11 protein-coding genes are annotated in these 13,624 nt (G+C 73.8%); 2 read left to right on the forward strand and 9 right to left on the reverse strand.

The genetic code is table 11. From position 1 onward, the window contains the following. Positions 1 to 55 precede the first annotated feature (55 nt). From cobA to G7Z13_RS06190, 8 genes are all read right to left on the reverse strand, one after another. Positions 56 to 1,348 carry a uroporphyrinogen-III C-methyltransferase gene (cobA, locus tag G7Z13_RS06155; protein ID WP_165996803.1) on the reverse strand — a complete coding sequence of 431 codons (1,293 nt, stop codon included), beginning with the start codon at positions 1,346 to 1,348 and terminating at the stop codon, positions 56 to 58. Between the two features lie 149 nt (positions 1,349 to 1,497). Continuing rightward, the gene (gene cobT, locus G7Z13_RS06160; RefSeq protein ID WP_165996805.1) at positions 1,498 to 5,757 is read right to left on the reverse strand and encodes a nicotinate-nucleotide--dimethylbenzimidazole phosphoribosyltransferase; all 4,260 of its coding nucleotides are present in this window, start codon (positions 5,755 to 5,757) and stop codon (positions 1,498 to 1,500) included. Positions 5,758 to 6,101: 344 nt separating this feature from the next. Further along, positions 6,102 to 7,313, reverse strand: a complete 1,212-nt coding sequence (gene cbiE / locus G7Z13_RS06165) for a precorrin-6y C5,15-methyltransferase (decarboxylating) subunit CbiE (RefSeq protein ID WP_165996807.1) — start codon at positions 7,311 to 7,313, stop codon at positions 6,102 to 6,104. Between the two features lie 98 nt (positions 7,314 to 7,411). Continuing rightward, complete coding sequence (locus G7Z13_RS06170) at positions 7,412 to 8,050, reverse strand: GNAT family N-acetyltransferase (RefSeq protein ID WP_165996809.1); 639 nt, start codon at positions 8,048 to 8,050, stop codon at positions 7,412 to 7,414. A gap of 127 nt (positions 8,051 to 8,177) precedes the next feature. After that, positions 8,178 to 9,005 carry a MetQ/NlpA family ABC transporter substrate-binding protein gene (locus G7Z13_RS06175; protein ID WP_165996811.1) on the reverse strand — a complete coding sequence of 276 codons (828 nt, stop codon included), beginning with the start codon at positions 9,003 to 9,005 and terminating at the stop codon, positions 8,178 to 8,180. A gap of 21 nt (positions 9,006 to 9,026) precedes the next feature. Beyond that, positions 9,027 to 9,857: a MetQ/NlpA family ABC transporter substrate-binding protein gene (locus G7Z13_RS06180; RefSeq protein ID WP_165996813.1), complete on the reverse strand. Its 831-nt coding sequence runs from the start codon at positions 9,855 to 9,857 to the stop codon at positions 9,027 to 9,029. 96 nt (positions 9,858 to 9,953) lie between these two features. Then, the gene (locus tag G7Z13_RS06185) at positions 9,954 to 10,691 is read right to left on the reverse strand and encodes a methionine ABC transporter permease (protein WP_165996816.1); all 738 of its coding nucleotides are present in this window, start codon (positions 10,689 to 10,691) and stop codon (positions 9,954 to 9,956) included. Then, positions 10,688 to 11,746 carry an ATP-binding cassette domain-containing protein gene (locus G7Z13_RS06190; protein WP_165996817.1) on the reverse strand — a complete coding sequence of 353 codons (1,059 nt, stop codon included), beginning with the start codon at positions 11,744 to 11,746 and terminating at the stop codon, positions 10,688 to 10,690. Before G7Z13_RS06190 ends, G7Z13_RS06185 begins: the two co-directional genes overlap by 4 nt. Positions 11,747 to 12,320: 574 nt before the next feature. Here G7Z13_RS06190 and G7Z13_RS06195 point away from each other — a divergent pair. Together G7Z13_RS06195 and G7Z13_RS06200 are read left to right on the forward strand one after the other, a co-directional pair. Next, a complete protein-coding gene (locus G7Z13_RS06195) occupies positions 12,321 to 12,680 on the forward strand; it encodes a hypothetical protein (RefSeq protein WP_165996819.1) in 360 nt (119 codons plus the stop codon). Beyond that, complete coding sequence (locus G7Z13_RS06200; protein WP_165996821.1) at positions 12,661 to 13,098, forward strand: hypothetical protein; 438 nt, start codon at positions 12,661 to 12,663, stop codon at positions 13,096 to 13,098. Before G7Z13_RS06195 ends, G7Z13_RS06200 begins: the two co-directional genes overlap by 20 nt. A 12-nt stretch (positions 13,099 to 13,110) precedes the next feature. Here G7Z13_RS06200 and G7Z13_RS06205 read toward each other — a convergent pair whose 3' ends face one another. Beyond that, positions 13,111 to 13,608, reverse strand: a complete 498-nt coding sequence (locus G7Z13_RS06205; RefSeq protein WP_165996823.1) for an N-acetyltransferase — start codon at positions 13,606 to 13,608, stop codon at positions 13,111 to 13,113. Positions 13,609 to 13,624 lie beyond the last annotated feature (16 nt).

The following is a 13,624-nucleotide window of genomic DNA, read 5'->3' on the forward strand; positions in this document are numbered from 1 at the left end:
GGGTGGTTCCGAACGGCTCGGAGCGGGTGCCGTGACCCCGCGGGGTCACGGCAGGCTAGGCCGTGCTTCCGGGCGTGCGCCGCGGTGTGTGCTGGGGCGTGCGCTGCGGTGTGCTCGGGGGCGTGCTTCGGGGGCCGACCTCGACGACGTCGCCGATGACGATGACCGCCGGCGGCTTGACCTCCTGGGTGCGGACCGTCTCGGCGACCGTGGCCAGGGTGGCGTCGACGCGGCGCTGGGCGGCCGTCGTGCCCTCCTGGACCAGGGCGACCGGGGTGTCCGGGGACTTGCCGTGCGCGATCAGGGTCTCGGCGATCTTGCCGATCTTGTCGACGCCCATGAGGATCACCAGCGTGCCGGTGAGCTTGGCGAGCGACGGCCAGTCGACCAGGGAGCGCTCGTCGTCCGGCGCGACATGGCCGCTGACCACGGTGAACTCGTGGGCGACGCCCCGGTGGGTGACCGGGATGCCGGCCGCGCCGGGGACCGAGATCGAGCTGGAGATGCCGGGGACGACGGTGCACGCGATGCCCGCGTCCGCGAGGGCTTGCAGCTCCTCCATGCCCCGGCCGAAGACGTAGGGGTCGCCGCCCTTCAGCCGTACGACCGACTTGCCCTGCTTGGCGTGTTCGATCAGGGCGTTGTTGATGGCCTCCTGGGCCATGTAACGGCCGTACGGGATCTTCGCGGCGTCGATCACCTCGACGTGCGGCGGCAGCTCGGCGAGCAGGTCGCGCGGACCGAGGCGGTCGGCGATGACGACATCGGCCTCGGCGAGGAGGCGGCGGCCGCGGACCGTGATCAGGTCCGGGTCGCCGGGGCCGCCGCCGACCAGGGCGACGCCGGGGGTGCGGGTGCGGTGGTGCGGGGCGACCAGGGTGCCGTCGCGCAGGCCCTCGACGACCGCGTCGCGGATGGCGGCGGTGTGGCGGGGGTCGCGGGACTTGGTGTCGGTGGTGAGGACCGCGACCGTGACGCCCTCGCTGTGGCCCGTCGCCGGGGTCCACGCGGTGGCCGCGTCGGCGTCGTCGGAGCGGACGCACCACACGCGGTGGCGCTCCGCCTCGGCGGAGGCGGCGCGGTTCGCCTCGGTGTCGCTGGTGGCGATCAGGGCGTACCAGGCGTCGGCGAGGTCGCCGTCCTGGTAGGGGCGCCTGGTCCAGGTGATCTCGCCCGCGTCCGCCATCGCCTCGACGGAGGGCGTGGCCCGCGGGGAGATCAGGTGGATGTCCGCGCCCGCCGCGATGAGGGCGGGCAGGCGGCGCTGGGCCACCTGGCCGCCGCCGAGGACGACGACCCGGCGGCCGGTGAGGCGGAGGCCTACGGGGTAGGCGGGGTGTTCGGCCATGAGGGGACGGCTCCTCGTGGGGGCAGGCGGGGCAGGCGAGGGGCGCTTCGGCGTCGGAGCGGCCCTGACGTGCGGATTTTAGAGTGCTGAGGGGGCAGGCGGCAGGGGCGGTCCGATGGCTGAACAGCGGACCGCCCCGTGCAGCGCGGCTACTTCTCGGTGACGCCCGCCGAGTCGAACGTCGCCACCTCGTGCATCGCCCTGGCCGTGCTCTGGACCATCGGGAGGGCGAGCAGGGCGCCGGTGCCCTCGCCGAGGCGCAGGTCGAGGTCGATCAGGGGGCGCAGGCCCAGCTTGTTGAGCGCGGCCACGTGGCCGGGCTCCGCGCTGCGGTGGCCCGCGATGCAGGCGGCCAGCACCTCGGGGGCGATGGCGCGGGCCACCAGGGCGGCGGCGCCGGCGCTGACGCCGTCCAGGATCACCGGTGTGCGCAGGGAGGCACCGCCGAGGAGCAGGCCGACCATGGCGGCGTGCTCCAGGCCGCCGATCGCGGCGAGGACGCCGATCGGGTCGGCCGGGTCCGGCTGGTGGACTTCGAGGGTGCGGCGCACCACCTCGGTCTTGCGGGCCAGCGTCTCGTCGTTGATGCCGGTGCCGCGGCCGGTCACCTCGGCCGGGTCGGCGCCCGTGAAGACGGAGATCAGGGCCGCGGACGCGGTGGTGTTGGCGATGCCCATCTCGCCGGTCAGCAGCGCCTTGTTGCCGGCCGCGACCAGGTCACGGGCGGTCTCGATGCCGACCTCGATGGCCTGCTTGGCCTCCTCGCGGGTCATCGCCGGACCGGTGGTCATGTCGGCGGTGCCCGGACGGATCTTGCGCGGCAGCAGGCCCGGGGTGGCCGGGAGGTCGGCGGCGACACCGACGTCGACGACGCACACCTCGGCGCCGACCTGGTTGGCGAACGCGTTGCAGACCGCTCCCCCGCCGAGGAAGTTGGCCACCATCTGGGCGGTGACCTCCTGCGGCCAGGGGGTGACGCCCTGGGCGTGCACCCCGTGGTCGCCGGCGAAGATCGCGACGGCCGCGGGCTCCGGGATCGGCGGCGGGCACTGCCGGGACAGGCCGGACAGCTGCGCGGAGATGATCTCCAGCATGCCGAGCGCGCCCGCCGGCTTGGTCATCCGCTTCTGCCGCTCCCAGGCCTCGCCGAGCGCCTTGGCGTCCAGCGGGCGGATCTGCGCGACGGTCTCGGCGAGCAGGTCGTGCGGCTCCTCACCGGGCAGGGCGCGGCGCCCGTACGTCTCCTCGTGGACCACCCAGGACAGCGGGCGGCGCTTGGACCAGCCGGCCTGCATCAGCTCGGGCTCGTCCGGGAACTCGTCGACGTACCCGACGCAGAGGTAGGCGATGACCTCCAGGTGCTCGGGCAGGCCGAGGGCGCGGACCATCTCGCGCTCGTCGAAGAAGCTGACCCAGCCGACGCCGAGGCCCTCCGCGCGGGCGGCGAGCCACAGGTTCTCCACCGCGAGGGCGGCGGAGTACGGCGCCATCTGCGGCTGGGTGTGGCGGCCGAGGGTGTGGCGGCCGCCGCGGGTCGGGTCCGCGGTGACGACGATGTTCACCGGGGTGTCGAGGATCGCCTCGATCTTCAGTTCCTTGAACTGCTTGGCGCGGCCCTTGGGCAGCGACTTCGCGTACGCCTCGCGCTGGCGCATCGCCAGTTCGTGCATCGCGCGACGGGTGTCCGCCGAGCGGATGACGACAAAGTCCCACGGCTGGGAGTGCCCGACCGACGGCGCGTGGTGGGCGGCCTCCAGGACGCGGAGCAGCACCTCGTGCGGGATGGGGTCGCTGCGGAAGCCGTTGCGGATGTCGCGGCGCTCGCGCATGACCTTGAGGACGGCCTCGCGCTCGGCGTCGTCGTAGGCGGGCGCGGCCGGGCCGGTGGACTGTCGTGCTTCTGCCACGGTGGCCGTGCCTTCTTCTTCGTGGGCTTCCGGGTGTTCCTGATGTGCGCGGTCTTCCTGGCCGGCGCCCCGGGTGTCCAGGTCGTCGGCCTGCTGGACGAGGGCGACGTCCGGGTCCGCCTCCGCGCTCGCCCCGGCGGCGGCGACGGTCTCCGGCTCGGCCTCGCGCGGGGCGGGGACCGTGACGGCGGCTTCCGGCTGCTGCTGCGGGGCGGCGTCCGGGTGCGGGGCGTCCTCGGCCGCGGGGGCGGCCTGCGGCGGGGTCGGGGCCAGGTCAGGGGTCGACGGGACCATGCCCTCCACCGGCACGAACCGGCCGACCGGCTGCCCGGCGGCGGGCTCGGTGGCCTGGGGCGCCGGGGCGGGGGCGGCAGCGTCCGCGGGGGCGGCCGCCTCGGAGGCCGGGGTGCGCGCCGGGGCTGCGAGGGGGCCGGTGGGCTCCGAGGTGTCCTGTACGTCGGTGACCGCGGCCTCGGGCTGCGGCTCGGTCTCCGGGTGTGGGTGTGCCTCGGGCTCGGGCTGCGGCTGGGCGTCCGGGGTCGGCTCGGGGGCCGCCGCGTGGGGCGGGGCGGGCTGCTCCACAGGCTGCTCGGCGGGCTGCTGGTCCGCGATCGGCTGCGGCTGGGCGGCCTCCGTGGGCTGCGGGTGCGGCTGTGCGGTGGCGTCGGCCGGCTCCGCGGGCTGGGAGGTCGGCGAGGCGTCCGCCGTGGGTTCCGTGAGGGCCGCCTCCGGGGTGGGGGCAGGCACGACGGCTTCGGGCGCCTGGGGGGCCTCGGGGGCCGCGGGCTCGGGAGCCTGCGGCGCCTGGACCGCCTCCGCCGCGGCCGGCTCGGGGGACGGGACCGCTTCGGGAGCGACGGGCTCGACGGCCTCGGCGGGCCCGGATGCTCCGGCCGCGGCGGCTTCGGGGACCTGCGGTGCCTGGGCCGCGGCAGCCTCGGGCGCCTGGGGTGCCTCGGCAGCCGCGGCTTCGGCCACGACGGCGTCGGGCGCCGCCTGGGCCATCTCGGGCGCCGTCGCCTCGGGGGTGTGCGGGGCCTCGGGTGCGACCGGCTGCGCGACCGGCGCGGCCGCCTGCGGTACCTCTGCCGCCGCGACGGGCTCGGGGGCCTGGGCCGCCTCCGGCGCGACGGCGGCGGCCGGCTGCGGTGCCTGCGGGGACTGGTCGGCGGCGGGGGCCGGCGCCTCGGGTGCCTGCGGGGACTGGTCGGCGGCGGGGGCCGGCGCCTCGGGTGCCTGCGCGGCCTTTGAGGACTCCGGGGCGACCGCCTCGGCGATCTGCTCGGGGGCCGTCGGCGCCTGCGGCATCTCGGGCGCGGGAATCTCCTGCGAGGCGACGGGCGGGGCCTGGACGGCCTCGGGCTCCGGCGCCGGTACGGCGGCCGGGCCCTGGACGGGCTCGGGCTCCGGCGCCGGTACGGCGACCGGGCCCTGCACGGGCTCGGCGGGCTGCGGCTGCGCGGGACCCTCGACGGGGGCGGCCTGCGCCACGGCCGGAGCCTCGGCGGCGGCCGGCACGGCGGGGGAAGCCTGGGCCGCCTCGTCGGCGGCAGGCGTCGCGGCGGGCACCTCAGCGGCGTCGCCGCCGTCAGCGTCACCACCGTCACCCGCGACCGGCGCCGCGGCAGCGTCCTGCCCGGCATCGGCCGCGACCGGCACCTCGGCGGGCACCTGAGCGGCGTCAGCGGGAACCGTCCCGTCGGCAGGCACCTGCGCGGCCTCGGCGACCGGCGCGACAGCGGCCTCGGCGCCCTCGGCGGCCTGCGTCTCCTCCCCCGGCACCTGCTCCGGCTCGCCCTGCGCGCCCGTCTGCGCGCCCGCCATCGACGACGCCGCCTGGGTCGTCAGGCGGGCGACCGCGGCCTGGGCCGCGTCCGTGGGCTCCGGCTCGGGTTCCGGGTGGGGCTGGGGCGCGACCGGGACAACCGTTTCGGCAGGCATGGCCTCGGTGACGACCTGGGCCGGGGCGGCGGCCGGGGCCGGAGCCGCGGCCTGCGCGCTCCACGGTGCGGCGCCCTGCGGGACCGCCTCGCGCGGGACGTCGAGGTACTCGGGGCCGGCGGCCGGCTGGCCGGGCTGACGGACCGGCACGCCCGCGGGACCGCGGTCGGCGAGGGAGCGGACCGGGCTGGCGGAGGTGTCGGGGATCGGCGGGCCCAGGTGCAGCGGGCGGCGCGGGGTGATCGGCGGGATCGGCGTCGTCGGGGCCGTGGGCACCGTCGGGTTCGGCAGCCGTACGCCGGTCAGGTCGACCGAACCGCTGTCGCGGCCGCCCAGCTCGTGCGGGCCGGGCTCGTGGACCGCCTCGACGACCGGTTCCGGGGTGGGCGGTGGCACCTCGTTGCCCCAGGCGCCCTGGGCGCCGGGCAGCAGCAGGTCTTCGTCCTCGGCGGGTGTCTCGGAGAGGTAGGTGTACGCGCCGGGTGCGGGAACGCCCGGCTGCTCCACCGTGCCTGCGTTCTCCGGCAGCCCCTCGCCCGGGACCTGGCCGGTGTCGGTCATGCGTACCCCTCGCCCATCGGTTGATGCTTCTACGACCAGCTCACCCGGAACGGCGCACCGACCGCCCGTAGTGAAGAACGAGCGTGCGTGCCCAGCGGCACGAACGACCGCCCGGAAAAGGCGACAAAGCCATTCAGTGGCATTGTCGCGGTCGTTCCGCCGTCAGGACAGCTCGATCCGCGACGGCCCGCTGTGGACTGCGCCACGTTGCGCGGTGTCCGGTGTGTGCCGTACCGCACACACCCCAAAGCGGGCGTGTCCACCGGACATTGACCGACGGGGCGCCGGACGTCCGGGTGCGGTGCAGCGATCGGCCAGCCTACCGCGCCGGTACGACAACAGGATCACTGGGCGCGGTCCGGGAGGACCCCGCTGAGCAGGAACGCGACGCTCCGCTCCGTCTCCGACCAGTGCCGGGTGTCGAGTTCCACGGACTGCAGCAGGGCGCACTGGACGCGGTAGCCGTGCTCGGTCAGATCACGGCCGACGAGTTCGGCCGCGTCACGGGTGGCGGCGTGGGTGACGATGCGCTGCGGGCGGCGGTCGGCGACCGCGGAGACCACGGCGGCTCCCCCGCCGCCGACCCGGACGACGTCCGGTTCGGGCAGGTTCTCCAGGACGTGCGGGGCGGTGCCGTGGACGACGTGCAGCTGGACGCCGAAGCGCCGGGCGGCGGTCTCGGCGCGGGCGCAGGCGGCGGGGTCCCGGTCGACGGCGATGACGGCGGCGCCGGCCCGGGCGGCCTCGACGGCGAAGGCGCCGGAGCCGGAGCCGATGTCCCACACCAGGTCGCCGAGGCGAGGGCCGAGCCGGGCGAGTTGGGCGGCGCGCAGCGGTTCGGTCTCGCCTTCGCCGAGCGGGGTGTCGTAGGCGTCGGCGGGGAGGGTCCAGCCGCGCGGTCCGGCCGCCGGGTCGCGGCCGGCGATCCAGCCGCCGCCCTCGCCGGCGCCGGCGGGTCCGCCGATGACGATGACGACGTTCGGGTCGCGCCAGGTGTGGTCGGGGGCCTTGTCGGAGGTGACGACGGTGACCTGTTCGCGCTCGGTGCCGAGTTCCTCGCAGATGACGAAGGTGCGGTGGACGCCGTCCAGGAGCAGGCCGAGTTCGGCGGGGCCGGCGCCGGGGGCGGTGAGGACCGCCACCTTGGTGTGGGCCCGGCACACGTTCACCGCGCGGCGCAGGGTGCGGGGGTGGGCGACGACCACGTGGGCGTCGTCCCAGGGCATGCCGGCGCGGGCGAAGGCGGCGGCGACCGAGGAGACCGCGGGGACGACTTCGACCTCGAGGCCGAACTCGGGGGCGCGCAGGGTGCGGACGACGCCGAAGAAGCCGGGGTCGCCGTCGGCGAGCACGACGGCCGTGCCGCGGTGGGCGGCGATGCGGCGGGCGGCGAGGGCGACACTGCCGAGGCGGACGCGCTCGGCGGCGGGCGGTACCTCGGGCAGCGCGAGGTGGTGGGCGGCACCTGCCACCAGGGTGGCGGCGCCGAGGGCGGCGCGTGCCGCGGCGGTCAGCGGAGAGCCGTCCCAGCCGATCACCGTGACCCGGTCGGCCATCGTCGTCAGTCTCCCGTGGGTTTGCGCAGGTCGTCGGGCAGGCTCCGTGAGGGTACCTGGTGGGAGCGGAGGCGGGGCGGGCGGCCTCGCCGGTGGATTCAGTTCCAGTCCGAGTAGGAGGTGAAACCTCCGTTGCCGGCCAGTTCGTCGGCGACGCCGGCCAGGTCCTCCGGCAGCAGGCTCCAGACGATGACGTCGGTACGGACATCGGTCCACGTCCCGCTCCCGGTGCGGGCGCGCGCTATCCAGGCGCCGCGCAGGACGCCCTCGCTGATGCAGCCGATCTTCTGGGCGACCTGCTGGGAGGCGGTGTTGTCGGCGGCCGTGCGCAGTTCCAGCCGTTCGAACTTCTGGTCGTTGAAGAGCCACTGGGCGGTGGCGAGGGCGGCTTCACAGGCGTAGCCCTCGCCGCGGGCCCAGGGGGCGATGACGTAGGAGAGCTCGCTGGAGCGGACCCGCCAGTCGGTGTTGCGCAGGTGGACGATGCCGACGAGGCGCTGGGTGAGGAACTCGGTGACGGCGAGGACGATGCCGCGGCCCCGGGTGCGTTCGGCGGGGGCGAGTTCGGTGATCCAGGCGCGGGCGTGGGCCTCGGTGTAGGGGTGGGGTACGGAGGTCCAGGCGACGACGAGTTCGTCGTTCATCATCGCGGCGAGGGCGTCGGTGTCGGGCTCTTCGAAGGGGCGCAGGACCAACCGCTCCGTGCTGATGGAGATGTTGGGGAAGGTGCTCGTCATGGGCGCCGCTCCGTAACCTGTTGAACCGTCAGGGCCTGCTGAACTGCCCAGCATGCAGCATGTAAGCACCGGACCGCACCACGGGCCCCCTCCGGCGAGGAGGGGGTTCGTGGTGCGGTGTGCCGGGTCAGCGGGGGGTGACGGGCAGGACGGATCCCTGGTACTTGTCCTCGATGAACCGCCGCACCTCGGGTGAGGTGAGCAGGCCGGCGAGGGTCTTCACGCGGGGGTCGTCCTCGTTGCCGCGTTTGACCGCGAGGAGGTTGGCGTAGGGGTTGTCCTTCGCCGATTCCAGGAGGATGGCGTCCTTGGCGGGGCTGAGGCCCGCGTCCTGGGCGTAGTTGTTGTTGATGACCGCGGCGGCCACGTCGTCGAGGGAGCGGGGCAGCTGGGCGGGATCCAGTTCCTTGAACTTCAGGCGCCTGGGGTTGGCGGTGATGTCGGCGGGGGACGCGTCGGTGCCGGCGTCCTTCGCGAGCGTGATGACGCCCTCGGAGGCCAGCAGGCGCAGGGCGCGGCCCTCGTTGGTGGTGTCGTTGGGCACGGCGACGGTGGCTCCGTCGGCCAGCTCGGTCACGTCGTCGGTCGTCTTGGAGTAGACGCCCATGGGCGGCAGGTAGGCGTCCACGACCGGCACCAGGTCGGTGCCCTTGGCCTGGTTGAAGTCGTCCAGGTAGGGCTTGTTCTGGTACAGGTTGGCGTCCAGCGAGCCCTCCTGGAGGGCGGTGTTCGGCAGGACGTAGTCCGTGAACTCGCGGATCTCCAGCTTCAGGCCGGCGTCCTCGGCGAGGTTGTCCTTGATGTAGGTGAGGACTTCGCCGGCCGGGACGGCGGTGGCGCCGACGACGAGGGTGTCGTCGGCGCCGCCACCGGTCCCGGAGGAGCCGGAGCCGCAGGCGGTGAGGCCCAGGGCGAGTGCCGCTGCCGCGACCGTGACGAGAGGGGTCTTGCGCACGGGGAGACTCCTCTCGGCGGGTCAGAAGGAGGCGATGACCGAGCCGGCGTACTTGTCCTCGATGAACTTCTCGACCTCGGGGGAGGTGAGCAGCTCGGCGAGCTTCTTGACGCGCGGGTCGTCCTCGTTGCCCTCCTTCACGGCGAGGAAGTTGCCGTACGGGTTGTCCTTGGGGGACTCCAGCACGAGGGCGTCCTTCGCGGGCTGGAGGTCGGCCTCGATGGCGTAGTTGCCGTTGACGACGGCGGCGTCCACGTCGTCCAGGGAGCGCGGGGTCTGGGCCGCCTCCAGCTCCTTGAACTTGAGCTTCTTGGGGTTCTTGGTGATGTCCGCGGGGGTCGCCTCGTTGCCCACGCCGTCCTTGAGGGTGATCAGGCCGTTGTCGGCGAGCAGCTTCAGGGCGCGCGCCTCGTTCACGGTGTCGTTGGGGACGGCGATGGTGGCACCGCTCTTGAGGTCGTCGGCGCTCTTGACCTTGTGGGAGTACAGGCCCAGCGGCTCCAGGTGGACCGTGACGACGGGCACGATGTGGGTGCCCTTCTTCTTGTTGAAGTCGTCGAGGTACGGCTGGTTCTGGAAGTAGTTGGCGTCGACGGAGCCGTCCTCCGTGGCCGTGTTCGGCGTCACATAGTCGGTGAACTCGCGGACCTCCAGCTCCAGGCCCGCGTCCTTGGCGAGGTTGTCCCGGACGTAGTTCAGGATCTCGGCGTGCGGGACGGGGCTGGCGGCGACGACCAGGGGGCCGTCGGTGTCGGAGCCGGAGCCGGAGTCGGAGGAGCCGCAGGCGGTGAGCCCGAAGGTGAGGGCTCCGGCGGCGAGGACGGCGGTGGTGATCTTGGCGGTGTTACGCACGAAAAGTGCCTCTCCTTATGGGTGGTGCGACCCCGTCGTGGGTGGACGGGGAGTCTGTGTGTGCGGGGCCGGGCGGCCGCGCGGTCCGGCGCGGGGTCAGGCGACCTTGCCGATGTCGGCCGCCGCCGGCTCCTTCGCCCGCAGCAGGCGGAGCTTGGGGGCGGGGCCGGAGCGGCCGCCGCGGCGGTGCAGGGAGCGGGCCGCGTAGTCGCCGGCGAACTGGATCAGGGAGATGACCACGGCGAGGATCGCCACGGTGATCCACATCAGTCCGGTCTCGAAGCGCTGGTAGCCGTAGCGGACCGCGAGGTCGCCGAGGCCGCCGCCGCCGACGGTGCCGGCCATGGCCGAGTAGCCGATGAGGGCGATGACCGTGGTGGTGGTGGACGCGATCAGGGAGGGCAGGGCCTCGGGGATGAGGACCTTGCGGACGATGGTCCAGGTGTTGCCGCCCATCGACTGCACGGCCTCGACCAGCCCGTGGTCCACCTCGCGGACGGCGGTCTCGACGAGCCGGGCGAAGAACGGGATGCCGCCGATGGCGAGCGGCACGATCGCGGCCTCGCTGCCGATGGTGGTGCCGGTGACCCAGCGGGTGAAGTTCATCAGGGCGACCATGAGGATGATGAACGGCATCGAGCGGCCGACGTTCACAATCTGCCCGATGACCTTGTTCACCACGGTGTTCTGCAGCAGTCCGCCCTTGTCGGTGAGGACCAGCAGGACACCGATCGGCAGGCCGAGGACGACCGCGATCAGGGTGGACCAGCCGACCATGATCAGCGTCTCGGTACAGGCCTGCTCCAGCAGGGGCTGCATCTCGGACCAGGTCACTTGGCACCTTCCTTCACCAGCGTGGGCGCGTTGTCGTCGTCCGTGAGACCGACGACGTCGATCTGGAGGCCCTGCTCGCGCAGGAAGCCGATCGGCACGACGTTGTCCTCGTAGCGGCCGGGCAGTTCGATGCGCATCCGGCCGACCTGGAGACCGCCGACGGTGTCGATGGCGGCGCCGAGGATCGAGATGTCGATGTTGTAGGTGCGGGCCAGCTGGGAGACGACCGGCTGGGTGGCGGCCTCGCCGTGGAAGGTGACGTCGAGGACGGTGCGGTCGTCGGCGGAGGCCTCCCCGCCGACGGGGAAGAGCGCGGCGGCGAGCTGGGAGCCGGGAGTGGCGAGCAGTTCGCTGACCGTGCCGGACTCGACGAGGCGTCCCCTCTCCATCAGCGCGGCCGAGTCGCAGATCGACTTCACGACGTCCATCTCGTGGGTGATGAGCAGGACGGTCAGGCCGAGCTGCCGGTTGAGGTCGCGCAGCAGCGTCAGGATCGAGCGGGTGGTCTCCGGGTCGAGGGCGCTCGTGGCCTCGTCGGAGAGCAGCACCTTGGGGTCGCCGGCCAGGGCGCGGGCGATGCCGACGCGCTGCTTCTGGCCGCCGGAGAGCTGGGCGGGGTAGGCCTTGGCCTTGTCGGCGAGGCCGACGAGGTCGAGGAGTTCCAGCGCCTTGCGGGAGCGTTCCTTCCCCGACTTCCCGAGGATCTCCAGGGGCAGTTCGACGTTGTCCTGCACGGTCCGGGTGGACAGCAGGTTGAAGTGCTGGAAGACCATGCCGATCCGGCTGCGGGCCTGCCGCAGTTCCCGTCCGGCGCGCGGGCCGCGGCCGGCGAGGGCGGTGAGGTCCTGCCCGTCGACGATCACGGTGCCGGAGGTGGGGCGCTCCAGGAGGTTGACGCAGCGGATGAGCGAGGACTTGCCGGCGCCGGACTGGCCGATGACGCCGTACACCTCGCCTTCGCGGACGTGCAGGTCGACACCGTCGAGGGCGGTGACCTCGCGGCCTCGTGAGCCGTCGGCCCGGTAGATCTTCGTCAGACCCGATGTGGTGATCACTGGGGTTTCCGTCACTGTCGAGTGCGCGGGCGTGGGTGTGCCCGGGCACGGGTGCATGCGGTCGGGAACGCGGCACGGTTCTCGCGGTGGTGGGAACCGGGGGAGAACATGTGCGCGGGGCGGCTCGGTGCCATAGGTCGGGGGCTACGGCGGATCCGAGCGGGCACTCGCTTCGGGGCGCGAGGCGCGGATGGTGCAGGGGCCCTCTAGAAGGCGCACATTCGACGCGGACACAGACAACGAGCACCGGGCGTCATGGTCGCCTCGGTCGCAAGGGTGCGGCAGCTCGTCGTGGTCATGCGGTCAGTAAAGCAGACTCGCGCGGCTGACCGGTCATCGCCGTCCGCATAGTGGACAGTGCTGGGACGGCGGCCGGCGTACGTCCCTCCCGCCCGCCGGTTGCCGCTCCCCCGCCCGTGACCAGCGCGGACGGGACCGGCGGGCCCGCGGGGCGGGGTCAGGGCCGAGCGCGCCGACGGGGCGGGTGTGGCCAAGGCCACGCCCCGGTCCGCCGCTTCCGCGCCGGGCCGGGGGCGGGAGCGGGGTGTCCGATGCGTCGTAATAAGGTCGCTGCATGCTTGATGCCCTGACGCTGGTGACCGGGGTCGCCGCCCTGCTGCTCGCCGCGTGGTGCGGCTGGGCCGCCTACCGTGACCAGCCGACGAAGGACTGGCACTTCATCGGGATGGCCGTGGTGACGCTGCTGACCCTGGTCCAGCTGGTGGTCGGCGTCGTGCGGCTGGCGCGGGGCGAGCAGCCGGAGCAGGGGACGACGATCTTCGTGGCGTATCTGCTGGGCGCGTTCGCGTGCGTGCCGGCCGCCGGGTTCATGTCGCTGGCCGAGCGCTCCAAGTGGGGTTCGGTGACCGTGGCCGCCGGCGGTGTCGTGCTCGCCGTGCTCGAGGTGCGGCTCTATGACATCTGGGGAGGCTGAGGTGAGCGCGGCCGAGGAGAAGCGGCGGCTGGCGAGCGGGCCCGGGACGCTGCTCGTCTGGCTGTACGGCGTGATGGTCGTCGGCGCGGTGTCGCGCTCCGCGTACCAGATCGCCACCGAGTTCGACCGGGCGCCGCTCGCCTACACGCTGTCGGCGGTGGCGGGGGTGGTGTACGGCTTCATCACCTACACCCTGGTGCGCGGCGGGGAGCGGGCCCGCAGGGCGGCGCTGGTGTGCTGCGCCGCCGAGCTGGTGGGTGTGGTGACCGTCGGCCTGTGGACGCTGGTGGAGCCGTCCGCGTTCCCGGACGCGACCGTGTGGTCGGACTTCGGGATGGGTTACCTGTTCATCCCCGTGCTCCTGCCGGTCTCCGCGCTGGTGTGGCTGCGCAAGGCGCGCGGCCCGCGGCCTGCTTGACGATCCGCCGGCTCAGGCGGTCTGGACGTACGCCTCGGCCTGCTTCTCCAGGACGACCATCGGGATGCCGTCCGCGCCCTCGGCGGTGCCCACCTTCTCGTAGCCGACGCGGCGGTACAGGCGCAGGCTGCTCTCGCTGCGGTGGCCGGTGCTGAGGCGGAACTTGCGGGCGCCGCGCTGTTCCACGAGGGCGGACTCGGCCGCGCGCAGCAGGCGGGCGCCGATGCCGTGGCCCTGGAGGCGGGGGTGGACGCAGAGCTTGCCGATCGCGGCGGCGCCGTCCTCGGTGACCGTGCCGTGCACCGAGCCGACCACCTCGTCGCCGAGCCGGGCCACGACGACGCAGTCGTCGGCGACCTCCCGGCGGACGGAGTCGAGGGACTGGACGAGCGGGTCGATGCGGTAGTTGCCGTACAGCGCGGCCTCGCTCTGGAAGCACAGGTACTGCAGCTTGAAGATCTGCTCGGCGTCCTGTTCGGTCGCCTCGGAGATGATCACGCTCATGCCCATGTGTGCACGCCTCCCG

Origin of the sequence: Streptomyces sp. JB150 (assembly GCF_011193355.1) — a bacterium.
Lineage (GTDB): Bacteria > Actinomycetota > Actinomycetes > Streptomycetales > Streptomycetaceae > Streptomyces.